This window comes from Pseudoxanthomonas sp. LjRoot127 (genome assembly GCF_964253495.1).
GTDB lineage: Bacteria > Pseudomonadota > Gammaproteobacteria > Xanthomonadales > Xanthomonadaceae > Pseudoxanthomonas_A.
Window position 1 is genome coordinate 985,917 of record NZ_CAXUQR020000001.1, and the last position, 26,436, is coordinate 1,012,352.

The 26,436-nt window shown below is 67.9% G+C and carries 26 protein-coding genes; 15 read left to right on the forward strand and 11 right to left on the reverse strand.

The annotated features are described in order from the left end of the window. Window positions 1-44 precede the first annotated feature (44 nt). Window positions 45-1,307, forward strand: coding sequence for an RNA polymerase sigma factor (locus ACSQ19_RS04770; RefSeq protein ID WP_436000386.1), 1,263 nt, complete (start codon window positions 45-47; stop codon window positions 1,305-1,307). 33 nt (window positions 1,308-1,340) lie between these two features. On the opposite strand, the gene ACSQ19_RS04775 is transcribed toward ACSQ19_RS04770, so the two are convergent. Further along, entirely contained in the window at window positions 1,341-3,500 is a 2,160-nt protein-coding gene (locus ACSQ19_RS04775; RefSeq protein ID WP_299346847.1) for a DNA/RNA non-specific endonuclease, read from the reverse strand. Window positions 3,501-3,739: 239 nt separating this feature from the next. On the opposite strand from ACSQ19_RS04775, the gene ACSQ19_RS04780 reads away from it, so the two are divergent. After that, window positions 3,740-4,849 carry a patatin-like phospholipase family protein gene (locus ACSQ19_RS04780; RefSeq protein WP_436000389.1) on the forward strand — a complete coding sequence of 370 codons (1,110 nt, stop codon included), beginning with the start codon at window positions 3,740-3,742 and terminating at the stop codon, window positions 4,847-4,849. A 3-nt stretch (window positions 4,850-4,852) separates the two neighbouring features. On the opposite strand, the gene ACSQ19_RS04785 is transcribed toward ACSQ19_RS04780, so the two are convergent. Beyond that, the gene (locus ACSQ19_RS04785; RefSeq protein WP_299346851.1) at window positions 4,853-5,365 is read right to left on the reverse strand and encodes a DUF1993 domain-containing protein; all 513 of its coding nucleotides are present in this window, start codon (window positions 5,363-5,365) and stop codon (window positions 4,853-4,855) included. Window positions 5,366-5,531: 166 nt separating this feature from the next. On the opposite strand from ACSQ19_RS04785, the gene ACSQ19_RS04790 reads away from it, so the two are divergent. After that, window positions 5,532-6,050 carry an adenine phosphoribosyltransferase gene (locus ACSQ19_RS04790; protein WP_436000391.1) on the forward strand — a complete coding sequence of 173 codons (519 nt, stop codon included), beginning with the start codon at window positions 5,532-5,534 and terminating at the stop codon, window positions 6,048-6,050. 385 nt (window positions 6,051-6,435) lie between these two features. On the opposite strand, the gene ACSQ19_RS04795 is transcribed toward ACSQ19_RS04790, so the two are convergent. Further along, window positions 6,436-6,918 carry a transposase gene (locus tag ACSQ19_RS04795; RefSeq protein ID WP_299346855.1) on the reverse strand — a complete coding sequence of 161 codons (483 nt, stop codon included), beginning with the start codon at window positions 6,916-6,918 and terminating at the stop codon, window positions 6,436-6,438. A 318-nt stretch (window positions 6,919-7,236) separates the two neighbouring features. On the opposite strand from ACSQ19_RS04795, the gene ACSQ19_RS04800 reads away from it, so the two are divergent. The 3 genes from ACSQ19_RS04800 (at window position 7,237) to ACSQ19_RS04810 (ending at window position 8,949) form a co-directional block, all read left to right on the forward strand. Then, entirely contained in the window at window positions 7,237-7,851 is a 615-nt protein-coding gene (locus ACSQ19_RS04800; RefSeq protein WP_436040768.1) for an ECF-type sigma factor, read from the forward strand. Between the two features lie 167 nt (window positions 7,852-8,018). Beyond that, complete coding sequence (locus ACSQ19_RS04805) at window positions 8,019-8,273, forward strand: hypothetical protein (protein WP_436000395.1); 255 nt, start codon at window positions 8,019-8,021, stop codon at window positions 8,271-8,273. Window positions 8,274-8,526: 253 nt separating this feature from the next. Beyond that, window positions 8,527-8,949, forward strand: a complete 423-nt coding sequence (locus tag ACSQ19_RS04810; protein ID WP_436000397.1) for a hypothetical protein — start codon at window positions 8,527-8,529, stop codon at window positions 8,947-8,949. Window positions 8,950-9,050: 101 nt separating this feature from the next. Here ACSQ19_RS04810 and ACSQ19_RS04815 read toward each other — a convergent pair whose 3' ends face one another. Then, entirely contained in the window at window positions 9,051-9,887 is an 837-nt protein-coding gene (locus ACSQ19_RS04815; RefSeq protein ID WP_296282848.1) for a hypothetical protein, read from the reverse strand. Window positions 9,888-10,063: 176 nt separating this feature from the next. Between ACSQ19_RS04815 and ACSQ19_RS04820 the strand changes: the two genes are divergently transcribed. Both ACSQ19_RS04820 and ACSQ19_RS04825 read left to right on the forward strand, forming a co-directional pair. Beyond that, window positions 10,064-10,501 carry a hypothetical protein gene (locus ACSQ19_RS04820; RefSeq protein WP_436000399.1) on the forward strand — a complete coding sequence of 146 codons (438 nt, stop codon included), beginning with the start codon at window positions 10,064-10,066 and terminating at the stop codon, window positions 10,499-10,501. 113 nt (window positions 10,502-10,614) lie between these two features. Next, window positions 10,615-11,193 (forward strand): mechanosensitive ion channel family protein, encoded by a 579-nt coding sequence (locus ACSQ19_RS04825; protein WP_436000401.1) that lies wholly within the window; start codon window positions 10,615-10,617, stop codon window positions 11,191-11,193. An 8-nt stretch (window positions 11,194-11,201) separates the two neighbouring features. Here ACSQ19_RS04825 and ACSQ19_RS04830 read toward each other — a convergent pair whose 3' ends face one another. Further along, window positions 11,202-12,443 (reverse strand): MFS transporter, encoded by a 1,242-nt coding sequence (locus tag ACSQ19_RS04830; RefSeq protein ID WP_299346865.1) that lies wholly within the window; start codon window positions 12,441-12,443, stop codon window positions 11,202-11,204. Window positions 12,444-12,690: 247 nt separating this feature from the next. Between ACSQ19_RS04830 and ACSQ19_RS04835 the strand changes: the two genes are divergently transcribed. Together ACSQ19_RS04835 and ACSQ19_RS04840 are read left to right on the forward strand one after the other, a co-directional pair. Continuing rightward, window positions 12,691-15,573, forward strand: a complete 2,883-nt coding sequence (locus ACSQ19_RS04835; RefSeq protein ID WP_436000404.1) for a protein kinase domain-containing protein — start codon at window positions 12,691-12,693, stop codon at window positions 15,571-15,573. Between the two features lie 47 nt (window positions 15,574-15,620). Continuing rightward, window positions 15,621-16,007 carry a DUF6165 family protein gene (locus ACSQ19_RS04840; protein ID WP_299346868.1) on the forward strand — a complete coding sequence of 129 codons (387 nt, stop codon included), beginning with the start codon at window positions 15,621-15,623 and terminating at the stop codon, window positions 16,005-16,007. A 25-nt stretch (window positions 16,008-16,032) separates the two neighbouring features. On the opposite strand, the gene ACSQ19_RS04845 is transcribed toward ACSQ19_RS04840, so the two are convergent. The 3 genes from ACSQ19_RS04845 to ACSQ19_RS04855 form a co-directional block, all read right to left on the reverse strand. After that, window positions 16,033-17,340 (reverse strand): hypothetical protein, encoded by a 1,308-nt coding sequence (locus tag ACSQ19_RS04845; RefSeq protein ID WP_343229824.1) that lies wholly within the window; start codon window positions 17,338-17,340, stop codon window positions 16,033-16,035. A gap of 72 nt (window positions 17,341-17,412) precedes the next feature. After that, window positions 17,413-17,613 (reverse strand): hypothetical protein, encoded by a 201-nt coding sequence (locus ACSQ19_RS04850; RefSeq protein WP_299346870.1) that lies wholly within the window; start codon window positions 17,611-17,613, stop codon window positions 17,413-17,415. 458 nt (window positions 17,614-18,071) lie between these two features. Then, a complete protein-coding gene (locus ACSQ19_RS04855; protein ID WP_299346872.1) occupies window positions 18,072-20,363 on the reverse strand; it encodes a DUF11 domain-containing protein in 2,292 nt (763 codons plus the stop codon). A gap of 305 nt (window positions 20,364-20,668) precedes the next feature. Between ACSQ19_RS04855 and ACSQ19_RS04860 the strand changes: the two genes are divergently transcribed. Both ACSQ19_RS04860 and ACSQ19_RS04865 read left to right on the forward strand, forming a co-directional pair. Beyond that, window positions 20,669-20,893 carry a hypothetical protein gene (locus ACSQ19_RS04860; protein ID WP_296282830.1) on the forward strand — a complete coding sequence of 75 codons (225 nt, stop codon included), beginning with the start codon at window positions 20,669-20,671 and terminating at the stop codon, window positions 20,891-20,893. A gap of 154 nt (window positions 20,894-21,047) precedes the next feature. Next, a complete protein-coding gene (locus ACSQ19_RS04865; protein ID WP_299346874.1) occupies window positions 21,048-21,170 on the forward strand; it encodes a hypothetical protein in 123 nt (40 codons plus the stop codon). Window positions 21,171-21,198: 28 nt separating this feature from the next. Here the strand turns inward: ACSQ19_RS04865 and ACSQ19_RS04870 are convergent, their stop codons facing one another. Continuing rightward, the gene (locus tag ACSQ19_RS04870; protein ID WP_299346876.1) at window positions 21,199-21,453 is read right to left on the reverse strand and encodes a DUF2789 domain-containing protein; all 255 of its coding nucleotides are present in this window, start codon (window positions 21,451-21,453) and stop codon (window positions 21,199-21,201) included. 153 nt (window positions 21,454-21,606) lie between these two features. Here ACSQ19_RS04870 and ACSQ19_RS04875 point away from each other — a divergent pair, with 153 nt between their 5' ends. From ACSQ19_RS04875 to ACSQ19_RS04885, 3 genes are all read left to right on the forward strand, one after another. Next, window positions 21,607-23,034, forward strand: a complete 1,428-nt coding sequence (locus tag ACSQ19_RS04875) for a M20/M25/M40 family metallo-hydrolase (protein WP_436000408.1) — start codon at window positions 21,607-21,609, stop codon at window positions 23,032-23,034. 122 nt (window positions 23,035-23,156) lie between these two features. Further along, entirely contained in the window at window positions 23,157-23,738 is a 582-nt protein-coding gene (locus ACSQ19_RS04880) for a pyridoxamine 5'-phosphate oxidase family protein (RefSeq protein ID WP_299346880.1), read from the forward strand. A 213-nt stretch (window positions 23,739-23,951) separates the two neighbouring features. Beyond that, complete coding sequence (locus ACSQ19_RS04885) at window positions 23,952-24,395, forward strand: hypothetical protein (protein ID WP_299346881.1); 444 nt, start codon at window positions 23,952-23,954, stop codon at window positions 24,393-24,395. Window positions 24,396-24,587: 192 nt separating this feature from the next. Here ACSQ19_RS04885 and ACSQ19_RS04890 read toward each other — a convergent pair whose 3' ends face one another. Both ACSQ19_RS04890 and ACSQ19_RS04895 read right to left on the reverse strand, forming a co-directional pair. Beyond that, window positions 24,588-25,193, reverse strand: coding sequence for a hypothetical protein (locus tag ACSQ19_RS04890; RefSeq protein WP_299346883.1), 606 nt, complete (start codon window positions 25,191-25,193; stop codon window positions 24,588-24,590). 43 nt (window positions 25,194-25,236) lie between these two features. Further along, window positions 25,237-26,381 (reverse strand): IS3 family transposase gene (locus ACSQ19_RS04895; RefSeq protein WP_436000411.1). Its coding sequence is split into 2 segments (ribosomal slippage): window positions 25,237-26,135 and window positions 26,135-26,381, totalling 1,146 coding nucleotides; the frame shifts between segments, so codons are not numbered across the junction. Window positions 26,382-26,436 lie beyond the last annotated feature (55 nt).

Genomic DNA, 26,436 nt, shown 5'->3' on the forward strand with positions numbered 1-26,436 from the left:
GCCGCGGCTTTCACCCGCTGCGGCGCCGTGGTCTGATGCACGGCATGTCCGATTCCCCCACCCATCGCGCCATCGATGCCGTCTGGCGCATCGAATCCGCGCGCGTCATCGCCGGTCTCGCACGCATGCTGCGCGACCTGGACCTCGCCGAGGAACTGGCGCAGGACGCGCTGGTCGCCGCGCTGGAGACCTGGCCCCGTGACGGCGTGCCCGACAACCCGGGGGCGTGGCTGATGACCACCGCGAAGCGCCGCGCGATCGACCGCCTGCGCCGGGTGCAGTTGCTGGATCGCAAGCACGAGGAACTGGCGCGGGAACTGGACGACGCGCACGAGGACCGGCGCGCGCGCGAAGAGGATGCGCTGGATCACGACATCGACGACGACCTGCTGCGGCTGGTGTTCGTGTCGTGCCATCCGCTGCTGTCGATGGACGCGCGCGTGGCGCTGACACTGCGCCTGCTGTGCGGGTTGACGACCGACGAGATCGCGCGGGCCTTCCTGACGTCCGAGCCCACCGTCGCGCAACGCATCGTCCGCGCGAAACGCACGCTGGCCGATGCCGATGTCGCCTTCGAGGTGCCCCGCGGCGAGGAACTGGAGGAACGGCTGTCGTCCGTGCTGGGCGTGGTCTATCTGGTCTTCAACGAGGGGTATTCGGCCACCAGCGGCGATGGCTGGACACGGCCTACGCTGTGCGAGGAAGCCCTGCGGCTGGGCCGCATGCTGGCCGCGCTGTCCCCGCGCGAGCCCGAGGTGCACGGCCTGGTCGCGCTGATGGAAATCCAGGCGTCGCGCCTGCATGCGCGCACCGGCAAGGACGGCGCGCCGGTGCTGCTGCTGGACCAGGACCGCAGCCGGTGGGACTACCTGCTGATCCAGCGCGGCCTGGACGCGCTGGCGCGTGCGGAGCGGTTGGGCGGTGCATTCGGCCCGTATGCGCTGCAGGCCGCCATCGCCGCCTGCCACGCGCGGGCACGCACGGCCGACGCGACGGACTGGGTCCGCATCGCGACCCTGTATGCCGTATTGGCCCAGGTCAGTCCATCGCCCGTGGTCGAGCTCAACCGCGCGGTGGCGGTATCGATGGCGACCGGGCCCGCGAGCGCATTGCCGCTGGTTGACCGTCTGCTGGACGAGCCGGCGATGAAGCAATACCACCTGCTGCCCAGCGTGCGGGGCGACCTGCTGTTCAAGCTGGATCGTCGCGACGAAGCGCGCAGGGAGTTCGAGCGCGCCGCCACGCTGACGCGCAACGCACGCGAGCAGGCGCTGCTGCTGGCGCGTGCGCGGGACTGCATGGCGTGACTGCGCGCGGATCCGCGCGCCCCGGCTGCGCGGTCACGCGTCCAGGATGATGGACGGCAGTCCGTCCAGCGCGTGGTAGCCGGCGGGCTGTCCGCCCGCGACGGCCGACTCCTGCATGCGCACCCGGCTGCGCGATCCGCGACGGCGTGGCGATTCCAGCGGATCCAGGTTGCGCAGCAGGCCCGCCTTGCCGTACCCGAACTGCAGGTCGGTCAGGCGCTCGATCTCCGAGATCTTTACCTGGAAGGTGCCGTAAGCACCGTACGGCGCCTGCGGCGCGGCCTCGATGCCGTGCTCGGCGATGACGTCGCTCTGGTCCAGCAGGTAAGCCGTGGCGGAGAGCTGGCCATCGCTGCGCTTGGCGACCACCACCTTCCAGAAACGCACCGGATACTGGATGGTCGGGAAAGCGTCGTGGACCGGGTCGTCTTCCTCCAGCAGCGGACCGGTGAAGACCTGCACGCGCAGTTCGTCATCCTCGCCAGCGGTCTGTTCCAGGATGTAGCGCTCCAGGCCGTGCCAGAGTGCAGGATTCTTGTTGAAACGCTCGTGCTGCGGCGTGCAGTTGGTCCAGTGGCAGGTGTCGGCCGCCGACAGCAGCGCGGCCTTGCGGGTGGCGCCGTACTCCAGGTCTTCGCGACGGGTCAGGTGACCGCGGTCGAAGCGGTTGTTGCGGTAGTAGAAGTTGCCGACCTGCGCTTTCTCGGCGATGCGCGGATCGAACCGCCACACATCGGCCGGCCGGGTCATGTGGTAGCGATGGGCGGCGTCGAGGTTGGCCGCGGTGTAGATGGCGAAGCGGCGTTCGGCATGCATCACCACGCTGAAGTTGTGGTACTTCAGGACGCAGTCGTCCTTGCCGGCACCCTTCTGCACGATCAGCCTGGCGGCGGCCGCCTGCAACGCGGGCGACAGGCGCGGGAGCGGAACGAGGCGTTCCTCGCGACCGAGGAAATCGGCGCGGTATCCCTTGCGATCGGCATAGGCATCATCGAAGGGGAGTTCCCTTTCCGAGACCGGCGTCCCCGGCGCACGGCTGGCCTCGCGCAGCGCGAAGGTGGATTCGTCGGCACCGGTACCCTGCCGGGCGATGCTGACCGAGCCGCGTGGATCCACTGCCAGGGTCACGGTGACGTAGCGGGATGACGGCGTGCTCATGGCGGACTCCGGCGGTTCGGCGGAAGAAAAGGGTCTGGGCGCGGCGGCATCGAGCTGCAGCCGGGTGTAATCGGGATCGGCGCGCAGCATGGGCTGCAGCAGTGGATGCGCGGGCAGTGCGCCGCGCAAGGTGTCGACGATGCGCGACACGCGGATGCCTTCGTTTGCGATCCACTTGATGTCCGACTCGGCATGGCGCGCAGGGTCGAACGGCTGTCCGTCGTGGGTCAGCATCTGGCCGTCGCGCGTCTCCGGGATGCCGGAGTGGTGCAGCGCCACCACGTGCCAGTCGTTGTTGAACACCGGCGATCCGGACGATCCGCCCAGCGTGTCGGTCGAATACCAGAGCACGTCGTCGGTGCGCTTGAGCAGCTTGTTCTCGCGCACGCAGAGTTGCTTGCGCTCGCCGTTCGGATGCTGCACCACCGTCAGCCATTCGCCATCGGCCACCTTGCCGGTGACGCCGATCAACGGCAGGAACCCGAAGGCATCCAGCGTGCTGTCGGCGTTGTCGGACCGCGGCGCCACCGCCACCACGGCGAAATCCAGGGCTTCATCGGCGAAGAACAGGCGCTGCGGCTCCAGCGCGAAGACCTGCGGCGCCATCGGCTGGTCGTACAGGTCGGTTTCGTAGCGGAAGTGCGCCTGCGAGGTCGCTGCCGTGGTGGAATCCGGCACGACGTGGTGATTGGTGATCAGCACGCCGGGCGCCACCAGGAAGCCGGTGCCCCAGCCGCGCAGCCGGCCGGCGCCATCACGGATGGCGATGCGGGCGACCGCCTCGGCGACCCGGACACCCTTGGCGAGATAGTTGACCGGCTGGATCTCGTTGCCGTGGATGATGCGTTCGTAGACGCGCCTGGCCTCGCCCGCATCGCCCAGGCTGTCGCGCAGGAACCGCAACCGTTCGGCCTTCTGGCGGGCGGTGGCGATCTCATCGGGCGGCGCATCGCGACTGCTGGACGCGATCTTCCTGACATCGACGCCCGCGTCGCGCTCGAGTGCCTTCTGGATCTGTTCGGTCAGGATGCTCACTGCGCACTCCCTGCATGACGGACGCCACCATCGAACGGGTCACACCAACCGATGCCCGCCACTGCACTCCTGCCAACGCGCGGCCACGCACGCAACGGCCAACCGCTCACGACATACATGCATGTACTGGCGGTGCAGCCTGTCCGTCTCTTGCGCGTGGCCGCGTTGCCATGAAGGATCGCAAGGTGCGAGACCTCGCCGCGCGATCCTTGTCTCCCGTCCCTGCCGAGCGCCCCACCATGTCCGCATCGATCGCATTGAGCCTTTCCGGAGGCGGCTACCGCGCCACCCTGTTCCACGCGGGCGCGCTGCGTCGCCTGGCGGAACTGGGCGTGCTGGACCGCATCATCCATGTCTCCGCGGTATCCGGTGGGGCCATTGCCGCCGGCGTATGGGCCGACGATCTGCGCACGCATCCCGGCGGCGATGCGCGGGATCGCGCACGGCGCATCGAAGCGCGCATCCTGGCTTTCTGCAAGGAGAAGATCGATACGGGCACGATCATCGGCGGCATGCTCAACCCGTTCAAGAGCGTCAACGAAACGCTGATCGGTGCCTACCGCAAGCATCTTTTCCGCGACGATCCGCGGCTCGACCAGCTACCTCCCGCGCCGCGCTTCACCTTCTGCGCCACCAACCTGTCGACCGGACGGCAGGTCTACCTGGAACGCGACGGCATCCGCGACTATCGCGTCGGCGAGCATCCCTATGTCGCCACGCTGTGCGAAGCCGTGGCGGCATCCAGTGCGTTCCCGCCCTTCCTTTCACCGATGGACCTCGTGCTGGATCCGGCGTTGTGGCGCCTGTCGTCGCATCGTCGGGCCAGCGGCTTCGGCGCTCCGCCCACCCTCCACCTGACCGACGGCGGCGCGTACGACAACCTCGGCCTGGAGCCGGTCTGGATGAAGGGGTACGACTACGTGCTGGTCAGCGATGCCGGCGCGCCCTATCTCGAGGACACCGAGGTGAAGACCGACTGGTTCTCGCTGGTCAATGCGGCGATGGAAATCGCCACGGACCAGTCGCGGGGGCTGCGGAAGCGCTGGCTGATTTCGCGCTTCAACCAGGCACCCGGAACACCCGGCCATGCACGCGGCACGTACTGGGGCATCGCGAGCGACGTGGAAGACTACGGACTAACGGACGCTATGCCGGTGAAGCACGCCAAGTCGCAGCCGTTGCGGCGCATCGCCACGCGCCTGGCACCGTTCGACAGCGGCGTGGACGAGCGCCTGGTCAACTGGGGCTACGCGATGGCGGACACCGCGATGCGCAAGTGGCGCGCTGACCTGATCGCCGTCACCGCGCCGCCGCCCGCGTGGCCATTGCCGGCGCAGTCGCTGGCGTAGGCCTCATCCGCCCAGGTAGTCGCGCTTGCCGAGAGGCACGCCGTTGTGGCGCAGGATGGCGTGCGATGTCGCCACATGGAAGAACAGGTTCGGCAGGGCGAACCCGAACAGGTAGCTGCGCCCGTCGAAGGTCATGTCGCCGCGCGTGCGCGTGGACAGCGTGACGGTGCGTGCTTCGCTGCCCTCCAGGGCGGCTTCGTCGAACGTGCGCAGATAGTCGCTCACCGCGTCCAGTCGCGCATACAGCTCGGCGAAGGTCGACTCCACGTCCTCGAAGCGCGGCGACTCCACGCCGGCCAGCCGCGCCGGCGCGAACTTGGCGGTGTCGGCCGCGATCTGTACCTGTCGCACCAGCGGCAACATGTCGGGATACAGCCGCGACTGCAGCAGCACCGCCGGTTCGTATCCCCGGGCAAGGGCGTGCGCTTCGCCCTTCGCCAGCGAGTGACGCAGGTTGCTCAGGGCACGCAGGAAGACGGGGACGGAGGCTTCGTACATCGACAGGACGGCGCTCATCAGGGGTTCCGGGCAGTGAAAACGCGAGGATACGCGCGCGCCTGCACCCCGATTAGCCGGTCGACGCGGGAGACTGCATCCCATGACGTGGCACCCGGGGTGTCGCGTTCCGGTGCGGTCACCGCGCATGCGCTAGCATCGCCTGCCCTTCCCACACCCTGCCCCCATGCCCGCCTGGACCGACCTGATCCGCGATGTCCCCGATTTCCCCAAGCCGGGCATCCTGTTCAAGGACATCACGCCGGTGCTGGCCGACGCCGGCGCCTTCGCCGATGCCGTCGATGCGATGGCCGCGCCATGGCGCGCGGCATCGCTCGCTGCGGTCGTCGGAGTGGAAGCGCGCGGCTTCATCCTCGGCGCCGCACTGGCACGCGAACTCGGGGTGGGCTTCGTGCCGGTGCGCAAGCCGGGCAAGTTGCCCGCCCACACCCTGTCGCTCGACTACGGGCTGGAATACGGACGCGATCGCCTGGAGATTCACGCCGATGCGATGCCGGCGGGTGCACGCGTCCTGGTGGTCGACGACGTGCTCGCCACCGGCGGCACGCTGAAGGCGGCCGTGCAACTGGTCGAGCGGCAGGGCGGCGTGGTGGCGGGGACGGCCGTGCTGGTGGAGCTCGGGTTTCTCAACGCACGCGCGGGGTGGCGCCACGCCGCACCGCTGCATGCGTCGGCGGTGTACTGAAACCGCTCTACCTTGCCGTCATCTTCTTTTCCTTCGCCCCGATGCGGCGGCGCCGTGAGGCACGCCGTACGCCGTTCCGCGGCGGCAGGACATGCGAGCAAGGGAGCGCTGCCTGTGTGTGGCGCCAAAGAAAGAGGGGGAGGCATTGCACCTCCCCCTCCGGCGCCGTAGCGCGATGCCGGCCATGTGTCGGGCATGGACGGCCACGAGCCGCTTCTTGGGGATCGAAGCGGGTCGCCTAGCCGCCGACAGGGGATCGTCGGCGGTTAGCGGGGCGCGTGTGACGGGCCAAGGGCGCTTGCTTCACTGACCTCGGCCGGCACCGCGTGTTCGCTGATTCCTTCTTCCCTCGTCTCCGTCGCGGCATGGGCCGCGTGGCATGCCTTCAGGACGCCCGCATCGCGCGGCTGAGATGCTTCGTGTTGTTTCGGTGGAGGTAGCGCTCAACCAGCGCGTGCAGGTCGATGGCGCGCTGGTCTTTCGGATCGAAGCGCGCGAGCACCTCATTCCAGTTGCCGTCCTGCGACCACCGGATGAAACGCACATAGATGCCATGCCAGGAACCGTAGTCGCGCGGCAGGTCCGACCAGTACGCGCCCGTCTGGGCGACCCACAGCACGGCCTCGATGAAACGGCGCGCATTGCCGCCATGGCGGGCGCGTGCGCCTACACGGCCCGGCAGTGCCTGCATCACCAGCTTCCACTCCTCGGCGGTCAGGCGCTGCATGATGGGCCACTGGCTGATCGCGCGCGGCCCCACGCCCTGCGGGACCGAAAGATTGGGGGCCTGTGGCACGACTACGGCCGGTTCGTCGCGCGTGGTGTCGCCTGCGACAGGAGGCGTGGTCGTGGTTCCGTCGTGCGTCATGCGCGATCCCCCATCGCCACCACGGCGATGCCTGTCGCCGTCGGTTCGTACATTCCGATTACCGCTTGCCCGACCCTCTTCACACTCCGCATGACATCCCCTTGTGGATCCCGTTCTGTCGATGTATCCCTGCCGTCCAGGCCCTGCCTCCGCTCAACTCCGGTTCTGATGGGCAAACAGCTGCGAAGCCGGCATTACGGCTTGCACGTTCGCCCCGCGGCGGTTCATATCTGCAAGGGACGAGATCGTGATGAAGGACACAGTCCGGACATGGCACAACAACCAGACATCGACGGATCACCGCCTGCGGGAACCGGCATGCCTGGGGCACTGGACATCGCGACGATTCCGCCGCCGGACCCCGACTCCGTCACCCAGTTGCTGGGGGAGGTCGAGAATGGACAGCCCGAGGCCTGGAACCGCATCTATGCCCTGCTGTACCGGGACCTGCACCAGATCGCGCGATCGCAGATCCGGCAGCAGCGCCGCGGCCACGTGCGGTCGCCGACCTCGCTGATCAGCGAGACGTGGCTGAAGCTGGCGAGTGCCGATTTCAGCGTGGAGAACCGCGCCCATCTGGTCGCCCTGGTCGCGCGCGCGATGCTCTTCGTCCTGCTGGACGAGGTACGCCGCGCATTGGCCGAAAAGCGCGGCGAGGGCATGGACCTGCTGCCGCTGGACGAGAGCACGGAGCCGGGCCAGAGCCCGCGACTGGAACAGTTGCTGATCCTCGATCAGGCGCTGAACGATCTTGCCAAGCTCGACGCACGGCTCGCCCAGGTGGTGGAGATGCGTTATTTCGGCGGTCTCAGCGAGCTGGAGATCGCCGACGTGCTCAAGGTGACCGAGCGCACCGTGCGGCGCGACTGGCGCAAGGCCCGCGCTTTCCTGTTCAGTCACCTGGGCGACGGCGAGCTCCCCGAGCCCCTGTGAGCCATCGGGCGATCGACCTGCCGTGGGACGCACGTCCGGAATCCTTCCCGCGTGTCGAAAGCTCCTGGTGTGGACCATCGACCTCGCCTCGAAGAAGCCCCGCACCGGACCGCGTCGCGCGCCCGGCAGCCCGTCGTCGCGGTCGTCCGCAAACGTGGCCTGCGCGGATGAAACGTTCCCGCGCGCGCGCGATGTGCCTGTTCGACCTTTACTCGGACATGGCGGATGACGAACAGGCGCGGGCGCTGGCGCTGCTGAAGCGCTCCGATGCCGCGCTCCACGATGCGCTGGTGCAGTTGCTGGTCGCGGATGCCCTGGCGCACGACCTGGATGCGCCGCCCTGGCTCCGCCAAGCCGACGTGCAGGAGGCGCTTCGCGACCTGCAGGTTCCGGTCACCGCGCCGGACCGCCTGCACCGCTGATCGCCGGCGCGGCGGATTTTTCATCTCACAATAGGTGACCGGCTTCTGTCCGGCGCGGGCCTTGCGGCATACGCCGACGTGCGGTGCCTGCACGATGTGGCCGCCATCGCATTTCTCGCTTCAACCACTGTCATTTCCCGTCCCGGCGTGAGCGCCGCATGCGGAATTGGGACCGTGTTGGCAGCCGCCATACCGGGGGGTCTCGCTAGCATGACCACTCCTTCCGACCGGTCCCCGCGCACAAGGAGTGCAGATGACGATCCATGCCGCCGCCGCTTTCGAAGGCAGTTGGGATTTGCTGCCCGAGCAGTGCGATTACCAGCTCGGCCGCGCGCCCCGCAGCGCGCACTATCATCTCGCCTGCGCGGAGGACGGCGCCCTGTCGATCGCGTCGGAGTGGCTGGGCCGCAACGGCAAGCGCCATCGCGCCGCGTTCGATGGTCGCGCCGACGGCACGCCCTATCCGTACCGGGGCACGCCCCATGCCGACGCGCTCAGCTTCGAGTCGGTGTCACCCACGCAGCTGCATTCGACCACCTGGCACGAGGGCAAGGAGGTCCAGTGGTCGGAACGCGAACTGGTCGACGCGGACACGCTGGTGATCCGCATGCGCGGCCACCTGAGCGACGGCCGCAGTTACACCAATGTCGGTGTCTTCCGCCGCCAGGACAGCTGACGCGCGACCGATCGCTTCCCGCGGACGGACACGAAAAGGGCGCCTCGCGGCGCCCTTTTCATTCCTGCCGTGCAAGAACCTTCGGTCCTTGCCCGGTCTCCTCAGCGCGTCTGTACGCAGTTCTGCAGCCACAACACACGCTTGACGTCGTCGTAGCGCAGGAACTGCCCCTTGAACGTCACCTTGTCGCCCTTGCGGAACGTCAGCACGTTCGCCAGCTGGTTCGGCTTGAACAGGCAGGCCACGCCCACCCGCGGCTCGTTGTCGCCCGGTACCTGCAGCAGGCCGGAACCGGGCTGGGGAATGTCGAACGAGACATTGTAGTCCTCGCCGTCTTCCTGGATGTAGTCCACGCGCCCACGCAGCGCATAGTTCCGGCCCTTGTGGCGCGCCGTCACGGCCAGGGCGTTGCCCTTGGCCTCGCGCGCGATCTCGCGCGAGAACACATAGACGTCCTTGACCGTCACGTCGGCGTTGTTCTGCGTCTTCGCCCCCTGCGCCGCGGCGGTGCGGCCTTCCTTGCCGCCCTTCACCTTGCCCAGCAGCTGGCACATGTAGGGACGCATCGCGTCCGCCTTCGCGATCTGGCCCTTCTCGGTCTTCACCGTCATCTGCACGACGGCGCCCGTTCCCTCGGCACTGATGTTGATCAGCGTCGGGATTGCCCGCGTGGTACCGGTGGAGCGCTGTTCGACGAGCATCGTGCCGGTCTCGGCATCCTCGGTGATCACGTCCATCTTCTCGGCGATCATGATGCCGCGCATCTGCCCCATCGCATCCTTGAGCGACAGGTCAGGCACGGTGACACGGCTGGAGAAGTCGTTGCCTGAGAAGATGCTGCCGGACTTGCTGAAGTTGTCCTCGCATTCACCCGCGATGGCGGCGGGCGCCACGCTCGACAGGACGAGCGCGATGGCGGCAAGTAGCTTGTAGGTCATGTGGTCCTCACATAGTGGAAGTAGCGGGCATCCCGGACATCACGCGGCGATGTCCGCCCGCGCCCGATCCGTCCCCGCGGCATTCTGGCAAGCCCGGGCAGCGCACCACAAGCGCCAAGCACCCTAGAATCGCGGCTTTCCTTCAAACCCATGTCAAATCCATGACCCCTCGCTGCATGGCGCCTCGACGCCGACGACGCCACGCGTTCGCCGCCATCGCGTGCCTGCTGCTGTTGCCGGCAAGCGCATACGGGCAGGGCACGCCGACGCCGCGCACCCTGCCTGTGGACGTTCAGGCCGATGTCGACGCGATCGCCGCGCAGCTGGCGCGGGTCGGCGACACGGACGTGGCGCTGGCGTGCGACAAGGCGATCGACAATGCCCGCTACGGCGTGGAGACCATGCTCGAGGTCGGCGAAAGGAACCTGCGTGGGGGCTACATGACGCGGGCCGCCTACGATGCCGTGACACCTTCGCTCCGGTCACTGCTGGACGTGCTGACCGTGCAGGACTGCAAGGCTGCCCACGGTCCGCGGCGCGATTTCTACCAGTGCATGTCCAGCGACCACAACCATGTCGTCGCCTGCGGCAAGGCGCATCCTTTCGATCCGTGACGTCGGCGTGCGGTTGACCATCGCGCGCCGCCGCGCCACCCTTCCGGCATGAACCTGATCCTCGGCATGTCGGCGGCATCGTCGGTCCTCCCTGTTTCCGGAAGCCACGCCCGATGACATCGCTGCGCATACCTTCCCTGCTGCAGGAGTGGGCCGGCTTCGCCATTCCCGTGGCGCAGGCACTGGCGATCCTGCTGGGCGCCTGGCTGCTGCTGCGCGTGCTGCGCATCGTGGTCCGGCGCATCTGCGATCACTACCGCCTGCCCGCGCAGGTCGCCGTCAGCGCACGCCGGCTGCTGGGCGTGCTGGTCTACGTGTCCGCCTTCATGGTGGCATTGGGCCGGCTGGGTGTTTCCGGCGGCGTGCTGTGGACCGCGCTGACCGGGTTCACCGCGGTGGCGGCGGTCGCGTTCTTCGCTGCGTGGAGCGTGCTGTCCAACATCTTCTGCAGCGTGCTGATCCTGACCACGCGGCCGTTCCGCGTGCACGACCACATCGAAGTGCTGGAGAACGGCGACAAGCCCGGCCTGCGGGGCCGCGTGATCGACATCAACCTGCTCTACACCACGCTGCTGGAAGAAGACGCGTTGCGTGGCGACACCGTGCTGCAGATTCCCAACAGCCAGTTCTTCCAGCGGACGACGCGGCGCTGGCGCTCGGGCTCGCCGCCGTCGCCCTCCGCGCCCGAATAACGCCTGCGTCAGCCCGCGGTTTCGCATGCGACGGCAGGCGTCGTGGCCCTGCCCCGCAACGTCCGCTGCGCCCACAGGTAGAGCAGCAGGCCGGCGACGGCCATGGCCGCACCCACATATCCTGTCGACGTCCAGCCGTATCCCGCCGTGATCGCCATGCCACCCAGCCACGGACCCAGCGCGTTGGCGGTGTTGAAGGCGGCATGGTGCGAGGCGGCCGCGAGCGTCTGCGCGTCGCCCGCCACGTCCATCAGATGCGACTGGAGCAGCGGACCGAGCGCCCCCATCAGCCCGATCATCACGGTCGCCAGCAGGATCGTCGGCAAGGTGTTCGCGAGCAGCGGGAACAGCAGCAATGCGACCGTCGCCCATGCCAGCACCATCCACGCACCGCGAAGGCGGAACCGGTCGGACAGCCAGCCCCCGACGAAGTTGCCCACCACCCCGCCCACGCCGAAACCCGCCAGCCCCAGCGGTATCCACGCCGGTGACACCTGCGTCACGTCCAGCATCGTCGGCGCCAGGTAGCTGAAGACCGAGAACATGCCGGCGAAGCCGATCGCCCCGATGGCGAGCGCCTGCCACACCGGCAGGCGGTTGAACGCGCGCAGTTCATCGAGGGGCCTGGGCTTGGCGCCGTCGATGCCGGCCGGCAGCCAGATGGCGAGCAGCAGCATCGTGCCCAGCGCGACCAGCGCGACCACGGCGAACACCCATCGCCAGTCGATCACCTGCCCCAGCCACGTGGCGAGCGGATTGCCGATCAAGATGGCCAGCGTCAGGCCCAGCATCACCAGGCTGATCGCACGGCCGCGCCTGTTCGGCGGACTGATCGCCACGGCCGTCAGGGCGGCGACACCGAAGTACGCGCCGTGCGGCAGGCCCGCGACGAAGCGGAACACCAGCAGGCTTTCATAGGTCGGTCCGAGTGCGCTGGCGAGGTTGCCCAGTGCGTAGAACCCCATCAGGGCCAGCAACAGGGTCTTGCGCTTCCAGCCGGCACCGAGGATGGCGAGCAGCGGCGCGCCGACGACGACGCCCAGTGCGTAGGCACTGATGAGGTGCCCCACCTGCGGCTCGGTCACGCCCAGCGACGCCACCATGTTCGGCATCAGGCCCATGCTGGCAAATTCGCTGGTGCCGATGGCGAAACCACCGAGCGTCAGCGCGAACAGGATGAGTCCGGCCTGTCGTGGCGGCAGCGGAAGATCGCTCGGCGCCCTGGACGGCAGAGGAGAAGACGTGGTCATGTCTCATTATGCTGCATGGCAACACGCCGCCGTGCAGCCGGGCATGGAACGCTGCGTCGGGTGTCTGCGAATCCTCGTTACGCTCGACTGTGAGTCGAGCCCAATGCGTTCACAAATGTGTACGCCATGCGGTACAAGAACGTGTCAGGCGACCGCGCGCGGAAACGGACTCCGCAACCGCGGCCCCAGCGGTTTCCGACCCCGGCGCACGCGGCGTCTCCCGCTTGATCGCCCCGACTACCCTGCCATGACGACCCACGCCGCCAAACTCCGGGCACTGTCGCTGTTCGAGGACTTCGTGACCCTCGATCAGCCGTCGCGCGAACGCGCGATGGAAGGCCTGCGCGCGGACGAGCCCGCCGTGCACGCCGTGCTGGAAGCGATGTTGGCCGCGGATGCGCGTACACAGTGGGTCGACCACGCACCTCCCGACCGCCTGCTGGAGGAGATCCCGTCGGCCGCCGCCTCCGCACTCGACCTGCGGGTCGGCAGCCGCATCGGCCCTTGGCGCATCACGGCTGTCCTCGCCAGCGGCGGCATGGGCACGGTCTACGAAGCGCAGCGCGACGACGGCCAGTACCGCCAGCGCGTCGCCATCAAGTGCATCCGTCCAGAACTGACCTCGCCCCGCCTCGTCGATGCGTTCCTTAACGAGCGCAACACGCTCGCCCAGCTCGACCATCCCGGCATCGCCCATCTGCTGGACGGCGGCATCGATGACCACGGTGTGCCGTGGTTCGCCCTGCGCTACGTGGAAGGCGAGACCATCGACCGGTGGTGCGAGCACCATCGCAGCACCGTCCGTGAGCGTGTCGAGCTCATGTCGCAGGCCTGCGAGGCGCTGGCCTTCGCCCACCAGCGTGGCGTGGTGCACCAGGACATCAAGCCGTCCAACCTGCTGGTGACCGTGGAGGGACAGGTCCAGATCGTCGACTTCGGCCTGGCCGCCACGCTGGCGGGTGATCGGCCATTGCGCCGCATCGCGGTCTCCCAAGGCTACGCTGCGCCGGAATCGCTGGCGCCGGAGCGGCCGACACGGGCGGCGGATGTCTATTCGCTCGGTGCGGTGATGTACCAGCTGCTGTGCGGACGCCTGCCGCAGGCGCCGACCTCTCTGCGATCGAAAAGCGCAACGGCGCATGTCCACGCCGAGCCGGCGTCGCGCCTTGCGCGAGACGCGACGTCGGAGGCGGCGCGGTCCCGGGGCGCGCCCGACGGCCGCGCGCTGTCGCGCCAGTTGCGCGGCGACCTGGATGCCATCCTCGCCCGCTGCTGCGCGGCCGACCCCGCCAAACGCTACCCCTCCGCCAATGAGCTGCGTGACGACCTGCGTCACTGGCTGCGTCGCCAACCGGTCGCTGCCCGCGAGGGACTGCCAGGTTACAGGGCGCTCACCTTCATGCGGCGCCACCGCAACGCCTGCGCGCTGGCGGCATTGCTGGTCGTCTCGCTGGGGGCCGCCGCGACGGCGGCACATCTGCAATCGCAGAAGGCCACAAAGGAGGCCGAGGCCTACACCGCGCTGTCGACCCTCTTCGAACAGACGCTTGGCAATGCGACGCTGTCGGGGCTGGGACAGCAGGGGTTCTCGTCCAGGGACCTGCTCGCACGGGCCGAAGCGCAGGTGCGCGCACTGCCGTTGCAGGAGCACCCCGATGTCCTGGCGCGCGGCCTGCTCATGCTCGCGCGCAACCACGCCGTGATCGGCGACTACCGTCAGGCGCAGGCGTTGACGGACGAAGCAGCGCGGCTCCCGGATACCGACATGGGCACGCGACTGGACGTGCAAGCGACGCTGGCCGCGATGCAGACCGTCGCCGGCGAGCCGGAACGAGCGCTGGCGACGGCGCAGGCCGCGCTGGCGGCGCTGGACGAGGTCGACGACGGCAGCGCACCGCGCGTGCGCGTGCAACTGCTCGCCCACGTGGCCGAAGCGCAATGGAACCTCGCACGGCGCGAAGAAGCCGTTCGCACGCTCGACCGCAGCCTGGGCTACGCCATGGCGCAACTGGACAGCGATCCCGGCGACGTGATCGCCCTGCTGCTCCTGCGTGGCCAGTGGGGGATGCGGCTGCAGGACTTCACGACCGCCGATGCGGACCTGCGGAAGGCGGTCGGCATGGCGTTGGGGGCCTATCCCCTGCAGGCCGCGGATGCCGAGCGTGCGCTGGCCACCAGCCTTCTGGCGCAGGAACGCTTCGACGAGGCCCTGCCTTTCGCCGTGGCGCAATGGCAGCACACGATGCAGTTCCTGGGCCCGACCCATCCCAAGACCGGCAGCGCGCTGACGACGCTCGGCAATGCACGTTGCCTGGCGGGCGATCTGCCCGGGTGCCGCCGGGCGATCGAACAAGGCGAAGCGCTGATCCTCGCTGCCTACGGCGAGAACCATCCGGCCTACGGTGAAGCACTGCTTGCACACGCGGGCCTGTTGCGCCTCGAGGCCAACCAGTCGAAGTGGCAGGAACTGCTCGCGCGATCGCGACGCGCATTGGCCATTCTGGAGCGCCACTACCCGCCCGGCAACGATGTCGTGCTGGATGCACGCGTGCAGCTCGCGAACTTCCTGACCCTGACGCCCCGCGGCAGGCAGGACCGTGCGTTCTACCTGCGCGAGTCGAAGGCCCTGCTGGAGGACGTGCTGGCCGTCTCCGCGCGGGTGCGTCTGCCGCCTCCGGCAATGACACGGACGCTCCTCGCGCGCCGGCTGATCGATTCGCCTTCGAGCGAGGACGACGGACCGGCGGAACAGCTCATCCGGGAGGATGCCCGGTTCCTGGCGCAGCACTATCCGCCGCAGCACAGCCACCACGACTTCGTGCAGATCCTGTTGGCCGACCTGCTGGTCGCAAACAGGAGGTTCGACGAAGCCGAGCGCATCCTGGACTGGGTGGACCGGCGCAATCGGCCGCAACTGCCCAAGCCGAAAGCCCATTCCCGTTTGAACGCCGTCCTGATGATCCGCGCGACGATTGCGAGCGACCGGGGCGAGCGCCCACGCGCGCGCCAGATCCTCGAGGAAGCACTCGCCATCGCCTCGAAGGACTATCCACCCGAGCACCGGTTCGTGGTGACGGCCAAGCGCGCACTCGAGAACCTGAGGACCAAAGGTGATTTCCGTGAGGATTGAATACCGCAGGGCCGCGGGAGGCGATCGGCGGGGCGTAGAATGCCGCCATGAACACAATCCTGATCCCCGTCGCCGTCGGCGAGCTGGCCGACAAGCTCTCCATCCTCGAGATCAAGGCCGAGCGCATCGACGATGCGGCCAAGCGCACCCATGTCGAGGTCGAGCGCGACGGCCTGCTGGCGCTGTGGCAGGGACTGGTCGCGACACAACCGGAGCTCGAGTCGCTGAAGGACGAATTGCGCCGGATCAACGAGCGCATGTGGGACGTGCAGGATGCGCTGCGCGCCAAAGAGGCCGCGAAGTCCTTCGATGCCGGATTCGTCGAACTCGCGCGTTCGGTGGCCAGGCACAACGGCGAGCGCATCGGGGTGAAGAATGCGATCAACCGGCAGGCCGGTTCGCGCTTCATCGAGGAAAAGCAGTACCAGGCCTGATCCGACCGACGGCTCGCGGCCGCGATCAGTACGGATCGACTCGGAACGGCACGTTGGCGTAGGCGGCATGACCCTTGCCGTCGTGCGCCTCCACGAACAGGCGATACGCACCGGGGGTCGCCGGCGCAACGAAGCGCACGCCGCCCTCGCCGTCGTTCTCCATCGCCACGTCCAGCGACGGCGGCACGTCTTCGCGGTCACCGCCGATGCTGGTGGCCGTGCTCTCCGGCAGCATCGTCCACCGGAAGCGCAGCGCGTCGCCGTCCGGATCGTGCGCATCGACGCGCGCGACCGTGGCTTGACCCGTCTTCAGCACCACGCTCTCCAGAGCGGTTCGCCCGGCCAGCGTCAGGGGCTGGATCGAAGGCGCACGGTTGGCCGGCCAACGACCCGTCCACACGAACTCCATCGCATCCACGGACGGGGTGCTTTCGCCGGTCGGCAGGAACAACCCGTACCACGTCGGCGTGCGCTCCTGCTTGTCGCCCCACAGGAACACGTAGGAGCCCAGCCCCTGTTTCATGTCGGCGGCGATCACTTCCTCGTAGCGTTGCCGCAACAGTGCCGCCTTGCGTGAAGCATCGTCTTCGATGGGCGCCTTCCACGCCGTCAGCGGACTCTCCCAGTGACCGGTCGGACCCCACTCGGTGACGACGTAAGGACCGGTCCACCCACTGTCCACGAGCTTCTGCGGCAGCGCGCCGATGTCACCGTACAACTGGATGCCGATCAGGTCGAGCGACGGCGCGCGCGCCTTGAGCAGGTCGATCAGTGCCCTGTCGAAGCCGGCCAGCGTGGTCATGACGGGATGGTGAGGGTCTTCGGCATGGATCGCGTCGGCGATGTCGCCGATCGCGTTCCATACGTTCGGATTCCTGTAATGCAGGTTCAGCTCGTTGCCGGCCACCCACATCAGCAGGGCGGGATGATCCTTGTACAGGCGCACTTCGCGGCGGATGCGTTCGCGCTGCTTCGCGACGGCGGCGACATCGTCGTAATCGAAGCCATGGCGTTCGTTGCCGACCTCGATCCCCATCGCCACCTTCAACCCGTTGCGCTGCGCGCGGTCGAGCATGGCGCGCACGTTCGCCTCGTCGGTCCCGGTGCTCCAGGTGCGGAAGGAGTTGCCGCCGCGCGCGGCCAGCGTTTCCTGGCCGCCGTCCGCCATGCCGGCGCCCTTCACCACGTAGGGCTGTCCGTCGACGAGCAGGCGATAGCGGCCGGCTTCGTGGACGATACGGACCTGCGAGGGGGATTCGGCAATCGCCGGCAATGGCGCCAACCCGGCGAGGGACAGGATCGTGACCAGGCTGCCGGTCAATCGCGCGTGCATGCATTCTCCACGAAGTCCGATGGATCCCGCGGCATCATGCCACGCGTACCGTGCCGACGACGCCACGACGCGTCATGCCACGCCGTGGCGCTCGCGGATCACCTGCAGGCGTTCGCGGTAATACAGCGCATCCGCCGCCTTGGCGGGCGGATGCGACGCAAGCCAGTCCAGTGCATCGCGCAGGATGGACGCCTTGTCGGCTTCCGGGGCTTCCAGCGCCGTGTCGACGCGGTCGAGTTGCAGGATGACGTCCTCGCGGGTGGACTGGGTCATGGATACGGCTCGATGGGGAGAGAGTCGGCACCCTACCCGCGCCCGTGTGTTCGCTCCGTTACGGCACGCCACTCGCAGTGACGCGGCATTGCAGGGTCAGGACCACACACGTACGGCGTCAACCGGAACGTCCAGGCATCCGCATCGTGCGCCTGCTGCGCCAGCGCCGTCACCGGCGCCATGCACGCCCATCCCGCCAGCACCCAGCCGCGTCCACTGATCGTCATGCCGTTCCCTCGTGGTGGCCGCCGCGCCAGCCCCCGCGACACGGGGACCGTCGACACGCGACGGGCGGCGGCACCGCGACCGCGTCGCGGGCCCCGCTGCCTGTGTAGCACCAACCCGCGACCCGCGCCACCCGCGGGACACATGCACGGATAGGCGGACGCCAGGTGCCGCGAACGCGCAGGCAGGGACCGCCCGACGACGCGTCGGCGCGGACGCCGTCGTGCGCGTGCTCAGTCCGCCGTGCAGCGCACCGCGAACGCCACCCGTCCGCCCGGCGGCAACAACGGAATCGCCGCGCCTGCCGCGCCCAGCAAGTCCCCCGGCGTCGCCGGGCAGGTTCCACCGCCACTCGGCGTGCATCCGGTGACCAGGCAGGCGCTCAGTCCCGCACCCGGCGTGTCGTGCACCACGGCGCCATCGGCCGCGATGCTGCCGCTCAGGTGCGCCACGGTCACCGTGTAGTCGATGACGCTGCCCTGCACCACCTCGGTGACCGCGCTGGTCTTGGTGACCGCAACGTCGACGGCGCGCGGCGTGTTGACGAAGGTGCAGGTCAGTTCGTCGCCCGCTACCGGCGTCACCTGGAAGCTGCGTCCCTGACCCGGCGGAACATCGGTGGTGCCGGCGATGCTGTTCACGCAGCTGTAGCGGGTGTCGTACAGCGCCAGATCGGCGACGGGCGAACCGGCGGCGCTTTCCGACAGCGTGTAGGTAGTGCCCGCCGTCGCCACGAACGTCGTCGTCGATACCGTCGCGGCCGTACCGCTGGTGGTCGCGCTGGGCCCGCCGTTGTCGATCGCGACGGTGAACTGGTCGGTCGCCACCGCGCGCCCTGCGATCGTCTTCACCAGCGTCAGCCGCGGCGGCGCCTGCACGCGCAGTTCGGTGGTGTTGGTGGTGTCGTTGAAGACCTCACCGCTGGACGCGCCGGTGTAGCGCACCTGCGCCGCGTTGCGCACCACGGTACCGTCGGGCGCATCGGCGCGCACGCGCACGACGAACGTCACCGTGGTCGAGGTCGGCTGGGTGCCTACGCAGGTGAGGCAGCGCAGCACGCCGCCCTGGCTCGCGCTGGCGCCCGTGCCGACGCGGAACACGCCCGTGCCCGACGCCACTTCCGCCGCATCGTCGCCGCTGCTGTCCGTGCGCGCACCGGCGTCGGCGCCCGCCGTCACCTGCAGGCTGCCGGCCTCGTACTCGGTGTTCGCCGGGATGGCATCGCGGATCGACACGTCCACGGCGTTGTCCTGCCCGGTGTTCTGCAGGGTGATCGTGTAGCGGATGCGGTCGCCCGCGCGCGCCTGCCCGGCCGGCAATCCGGGGTTGGTCAGGTTCGCCTGGCTTTTCGCCGTGGCCGCATCGACCGCCGGCTGGAACACGTCGATCGCCGTGGTCAGCAGCGAGATCGCATAGCCCTCGCTGCTGGTGCGCGCCGTCAGCGTGGCCGAGGTGGCGCCGTTGGCCAACGCCGTGTTGCCGGTGTTCGCCAGTTGCACGATGTCGGCGTCGAAACCCAGCGTGTTGGCCAGGTTGTTGTTGGCGACACTGCGCTGCGTCACCGTGGTGCCCAGCCGGCAGATGCTGGAATTGAACACGTCGCCCGCCGGGTTGCAGGCGTCGGACACGTTGACGGTGGACGATCCCTGCCCCTGGAAGGTGAAGCCATCCGCCGCACCGCGGTCGCCGTCCATGGCCATCCAGCCCAGCTGCGCGGACACGGTGCCGCTCAACGGCGTGCGGAACCCCGACACGGTCAGCGACACCTGGTTGACCGGATTCGAGCCGGTGGTCGCGATGGCCGCCAGGCCATCGTTGATGGTGAAGTTGCGCAGCGGGCGCGACGGGTTCTGCACCACCAGCACCAGCGTCCACCCGCCGAAGCGGTTCACCAGGCCGGCCTGCAACGGCAGGTTGGCCACGCGGTAGGTGCCGGTACCGCTGGCCTGCACGGCCGCGGTGACATCCGCGCGGCATCCGTACACATGGTGCGACTGTGCGGTACCCCAGATGGTGGAGCGCGGCGATACGTCGCAGCTGGCCGGGACGAGGGTCTGGTAGCCCAGCCCAGGGCGGCCGAAGCGGATCGGGGTCGCGGCCGGCGAGGGAGTGGGCTGGCTGCCCGCATTGCTGGCGACCAGACCACCCCAGTACAGCATGGCGCGGACCACCTGCGCGCCGGCCGGCAGGTCGGTGGCCGCCAGGTTCGCGCTGCTGGAATTGGAGATGGTGCTGTCGGCCGCATCGGCCGCCAGCTTGGTCGCCACCATCGTCTGCGCATCGTTGGTGGCGCCGGTGCAGCTGCCGCTCGTGCTGTTGCACGTCATGCTGCTGTTGGCCAGGAACACCAGGTCACCATTGAGCGTGGTGGTGTAGCGCTGCTCGAACGCACGGAACACCTGCGCCTGCGCCATCGGCACGACCGCCATCGCCAGTACCAGCAGTGCGGCGACCCGGCGGCCCGCACAGCCCCGACCGCGTGCCCTGTCCGCGTCCAGCCGCGATGACGCCGTGCTGCCTGCCACCGTCGCTGCCAACGGGACGCGTCCCTCGTTCCCTCCCCCTGAGCCGCACCCCATGCCTACTCCGATCTGTGACGTAATACGCGTTTCAGGCCATGGTGTCACATCGATGGGGCGCTGCCCCACCCCTTCCCTGCACGCGGAGCGACGGACGGTACGGCGGGCACACCGAACGGTAACGGCGATATCACTCGTCCTGTGTCACCACCGTCAGCTCGCACTTTACCGTCATGCCGCTGCGCGTTGGCGCTCTGGCAGACCAGGTGCAAGACGTGCGGCCAGCGACCCGGCGGGGGTAAAGTCCCGTCATGAGCGTGAAGACCATCACCGAGGACGGGCGCCAGCTGACCGTACAGACCCTGCAACGCACCGACGCGCTGGGCGCGTCCTACTGGCAGGGCCGCGCCATGTTCCGCATCGCCGAGGGGCGCGCCCGCGCCGACGTGGTCACGCGCAGCCGACATGCCACCCGCGAGGCCGCCGAGAACGCCGCCATCGCGCTGGCCAGGGCGAACGGGTGGAGCGCGGGATGACGGCGAGCCGGACGGACCCTCGCCCGGCGCGGCGCAACCGGCGCCCATGTACCGGGCGACGCGCGGCGAGGAACACCACGTAGTCGAACGAGCTGCCACACGCCTGCGTTTCTCCCGTGACACCGGGACGCGCGCGTCCTACGGCGGAAACGCCATGCCGTACGCGCGCTTCCTGAGCAGCGCGACATGCCAGGCGCACGTGCGCGAGATAGTCGGCGAACCGGTACTGCATGCCCTGCCCGCCGACGCGCGCAAGCGGGCCGGTCAGCCGGACTGAGCGGTCACCGCCGTTCTGCCCGCCGGCATCATGCGGCGGGCGACGTGCCGTCGTCGTGCAGCGCCACGTTCAGGCGATCCACCACCATCGCCCAGTCGGCATCGTCCAGCCGCTCCTCGCGCAGCAGTTGCGACTGCGCCGGCGACCAGAACGGCGCCTCCTCCAGGCGCATACCGTTGGGCAGCGGCGAATGCGTGGCGATGAACCGCTGGATGCTGGCGGTGTCGTTGGGCAGGCCGAGCTGGGCGAAGAGCTCGGAGAAAGGATGGATGGTGGGTTCCATGGCGTGGCCTCGCGGGGAAGAACACCAGCCTACCGGCCACGATGTGAAGCCGGCTGCGTGCCACCGCGGCACGCGAGGATACCGGATGGAAGTGGTAGCTTGGCTTCGGCCACCTGCAGGCTGCCATCCGGGGACGCCACGATGAGACCACGCTTGCCGGGCACGAACGCGATCTTCGTCCTGCTGATGATCGGCGCAATGCTGGTACGCGCTGACACGCAACGGGACGCGTCGGCTTTCGCCCCACGCACGCAGGCGGCCGCCCCCGGCCAGCGCGGCACTGCGCCTCATGGCCGCGATGTCGATACCGCCACCTCGCGGCGCGCCGGCACCACCGGCCTGGCCGCATCGGCCGCCCTGTCGCAGGCCGATCCCTACGCCCCGGTCTACATCGTGACCTCGCGCGAGACGCACCAAGGCATCCGTGGCCTGGTCCGCGCAGCGGTCGCGCGCGGCGACAGCACCGGCAAGACGCTGGTGGTCGCCGAAACGCGGGCTGATCGCCTGGGCGAGATCAGTCACTACGTGCACACGCGTGAGCGCCGCTGTGGCGGGTACTTCGCCTTTGCCACGCGCGCCGAGGCCGAGGCGTTCGTCGGCGCGGATCGCGCGAAGCAGGCGATGACGAAGGCGATGCTCGCCCGCTACACGCTCGACAACCAGGCCACGGTCGACCGCTGGCTGCCGCAGGTGCAGGAACGTCGCCTGTACGACACGATCAACCACCTCTCCAGCTACCGCAACCGCTACTACGCCAGCACGCATGGCAAGACGTCGGCCGAATGGATCCGCAGCCACTGGCAGTCGATCGCCGCTGGCCGCGACGACGTGACCACCGAGCTGTTCACCGCCTGCGCGAACTGCAGCACCCAGCCCTCGGTCATCCTCACGATCCGCGGTGCTGAACTGCCCAATGAAGTGGTGGTGCTCGGTGCGCACCTGGACTCGATCAACGCCAACACCTACACCGACCCCAACCAACTGGCGCCGGGCGCCGACGACGATGCGTCCGGCATCGCCACGCTCACCGAGACCTTGCGCATCGCGCTGGCGGACGGCTGGAAGCCGCGGCGCACGGTGAAGTTCATGGGCTATGCGGCGGAAGAAGTCGGCCTGCGCGGTTCCAATGCCATCGCACAGTCGTTCCGTGCCGGCGGCGTCAACGTCGTCAGCGTGCTGCAGGTGGACATGACCAACTACAAGTCCGGCGCCGTCACCGACATGAAGCTGATCAGCGACTACTCCAATGCGGACCTGAAGAATTTCTTCATCACGCTGTTCGACGCCTACCTGGCGCCGATGGGCCTGACCCGCAGCAGCACCGCGTGCGGTTATGCCTGTTCGGACCACGCATCGTGGACCAACCCGGGCTATCCGGCGGCGATGATGTTCGAAGCCGGGGGTCCGGGCGGCAGCTTCCCCTACATCCACACCCCGCAGGACACGCTGGCGACGATGGGCGAATCGGCGCAGCACAGCGTCAAGTTCGCGCAGTTCGCCCTGGCGTACCTCGGCGAGACGGCGAAGACCGCAGGCGCGCGCGTCACGGGTGGGCCAGCGCAGGTGCTGCCGGTGCCGTGAGCCTGCGTGGCCAGGGCAAGGTCGAAGGCCGCACCGGATATCAGAACCGTCACGTGTAGAGCGCACCGGGTGCGCTGCGCTTACCCGGGCTACGCCAACGCAGTCCGTCTTTGGAGAACGAGATGAGACACGCCTTCGCGAACATCGCCTTCACCCCCGCGGTCCGCGACGCGCAGGCGCGCGACGGCAGCCGCGCGCAGTACGCACGCGCTTTCGAGTCCGGCGACGAGGTGCGCAATGCTGAACTCGGCGCAGACGAAGCCGCCTTCATCCATGCGCAGCGCAGTTTCTACATGGCGACGGTGTCGGAAACCGGCTGGCCGTACGTGCAGCACCGGGGAGGCGCGCCGGGTTTCCTGCGCGTGGTCGATGCGAAGACGCTGATCTTCACCGACCTGCCCGGCAACCGCCAGTTCATCAGCGTGGGCAACGTGGCCAACGACGACCGCGTGGCGTTGATCCTGATGGACTATACGCACGGGCAGCGATTGAAGCTGCTGGGAAGACTGAGCGTGGAAGAGTCGCCAGGCGAAGCACGCACCGAACGCACCATGACGATTCACGTCGAAGCCTTCGACTGGAACTGCCCGAAGTACATCCCCATGCGCTTCGAGGCGGAGGACGTGCAGCGCGCCCTCGCCGAACGCGACGCGCGCATCGCCGAGCTGGAAGCTCAGTTGGCCGCGTTGCGCAGCACCCCGTAGGGCGGGCCTCGGCCCGCCGTACGACAGTCATCGATCGCGTGCGATGGCGGGCTTGAGCCTGCCCTACGTTGCTACGTTGTTGGGCGAAAGGCGGTTCGCCTGCGGCGGATCGCTTGCACCACCTATTGGGATGTGGAATCTTCCGTTCAAGGCGCAGAATCCACGTATGCGTGTGGGGCTGCGGCTTCCATCAACGGGTAGCGGGAGGGGGAAATGCTCGGTTATCTCGGCGCTGTCGCGCTAGTGGTATTCGCGGTGTATCTGATGGTGGGCGCAAGCAGGACCGCCAAGACCATGGATCGCGAGGCATTCGACCGCACGAATGCGGCCGGCGTCCAGGAATTCGAATCCTACGATCATCTGGTTAAGCAGCGTGATCGTGGATGGATGGCACGATTCAAGGCATGGCTGTCGTTGGTCGCGCTGGCCGGAGCGGCTGTCCTTGCGCTCGCTACGTTCATCACGCGGGACACCGCCCAGACGGCCGCGACCGTCGACGAAGAGCGCTACTACAACTATTGCAAGGCGGCTTGGGACGACTACAAGGGCAATCTCGAGTATTGCCGGAAATGGTGCGAATTCCCCGCCAACGAGGAAAATTGCAGGAAGATTTTCGGCTCCGCCGAGGGCCCGAGTGGGGAGACGCGCCAGCGTTGAGCCTAACGCTGCTGCATGGGCGCATAGGACGGGCCTCGACCCGCCGTTCGACGGTGACGGATGGCATGCGATGGCGGGCCTGGGCCCGCCGTTCGGCGTGGGGTGGCGGGCCGAGGCCCGCCATGCGGACGCACTCGTTCCCGAGTTGCGTTAATTCTGGCTCGTCGGCGCGCTGGCCGCTTCACCCATCTCCTACTCGGGCGCTTCGCCACTCAACGACTGCTGGATGTCGGGAATCATGACGTCCAGCGCTTCCTGCACAAGATACATCTTGCCTTGCCACACGCTGGTGTTGAGCTTCTGCCAGCGGGTCAGACGCGCATGGGAGTTGAGGGTGTAGTCCTTCTCGATAGGCGCGCCTTGCGCGTCTGTCCACGCCATCGTGACGTCCAAGGTGTAGGTATTGTCGGCATGCCGGTACGTGCCCTTTTTGAAGACAAGTCTGATCGGCATTACCGCCTGATCGGAGGCATTCGGCGCAGCGAAAATACCAACTCGCTCCAGTTCCGCTGCAAGGATCTCGGCCAGGGCTTGCTGATCCGGGGGATTGAAGAAGAACTCCGTCTTGGTCTTCCCGAAGACGGGGATGTACACACCGCCCACCATCGCCATATCCGACCAGGTCTGCTCGTCAGGCGTAAACGTGACGGCTTCAACGGCGACGGAGGAAGACGACCCGCCACTGACGACGCCCGAGTAGCGCGCATCGGTCAGCGGTATGCGTTTTGCCGCGATGGCCGGCTCAATTGCCGCCATGGCGCAGGCCAACCATAGAATGATGCACAAACCTTTTTTCATGCCGTGATCTCTTACTTTGAATCGCCCCGGGTTTCATAGACAACTACAAGCCTGATAGTCCCGCCTGCCGTTCGAACTCTACCGGAGAGATGCCTCCATTGGAGCCGTGCCGGCGTTTGGGGTTGTAGAACATCTCGATGTAGTCGAACACGTCACTACGCGCCGCATCCCGGGTCAGGTATATCTTTCGCCTGATCCGCTCTCGCTTGAGCAGCTGGAAGAAGCTCTCGGCTACGGCGTTGTCGTGGCAGTTGCCGCGCCGGCTCATGCTGCAGACGATTCCGTGGGCCTTCAGGAACGCCTGCCACTCGGCACCAGTGAACTGACTGCCCTGGTCCGAGTGCAGCATCAGTCCGGGCACCGGTTTCCGACGCCACACCGCTGCCAGCAGCGCCTGCAACACCAGATCGGCGTGCATCTGGCCTTGCATCGCCCAACCCACGACCTGGCGTGAGTACAGATCCAGCACCACCGCCAGGTACAGCCAGCCCTCGTGCGTGCGGATGTAGGTGATGTCGGTGACCCAGTGCGTGTTGGGCGCGACCACGTCGAACTGCCGATCCAGGTGGTTTGGCGCGACCGTCGAGACCCGGCCACCACGAGGCCGCGGACGACGCCCGTAACCCACTTGCGCCTGCAGACCTTGCTGCTTCATCAGCCGTGCCACGCGATGCTTGCCGCAAGCCTCGCCCAGGTCGCGCAAGTCGTCGGTGACCTTGCGGTAGCCGTAGACCGTGCCGCTCTCCAGCCATGCCTGCTTGATCATGCCCAGAAGACGTTGATCCTCGCGATGGCGATCGCTCTGCGGCTGGCGCTGCCACGCATAGAACCCGCTGCGCTGCACACCCAGCACACGACACATGCTTACCACGCGGAACTGGTCCAGATGCGCCTGCATGAACGCGTACTTCGCCCTTACCCCTTGGCAAAGTACGCGGCGGCCTTTTTTAGGATGTCGCGCTCCTCGGTCACCCGCTTGAGCTCGGCCTGCAGGCGACGGTTCTCCGCCGCCAACGAAACATCCGCATGCCGCGCGACCGGCACCTTGCGCTGCTCCCTGACCCACGCGTACAGCGAGTCGATGCTGACGCCCAGCCGGGTCGACACCTCTCGCACCGAACGCCCCTGATCGATCACCTGCTTGGCCGCCTCGGCCTTGAACTCATCCGAATACCGCTTGCCGCTCATACACACCTCCATGATTGCCGTAATGTACGGCTTGGAGATGTCTACTGAACCCGGG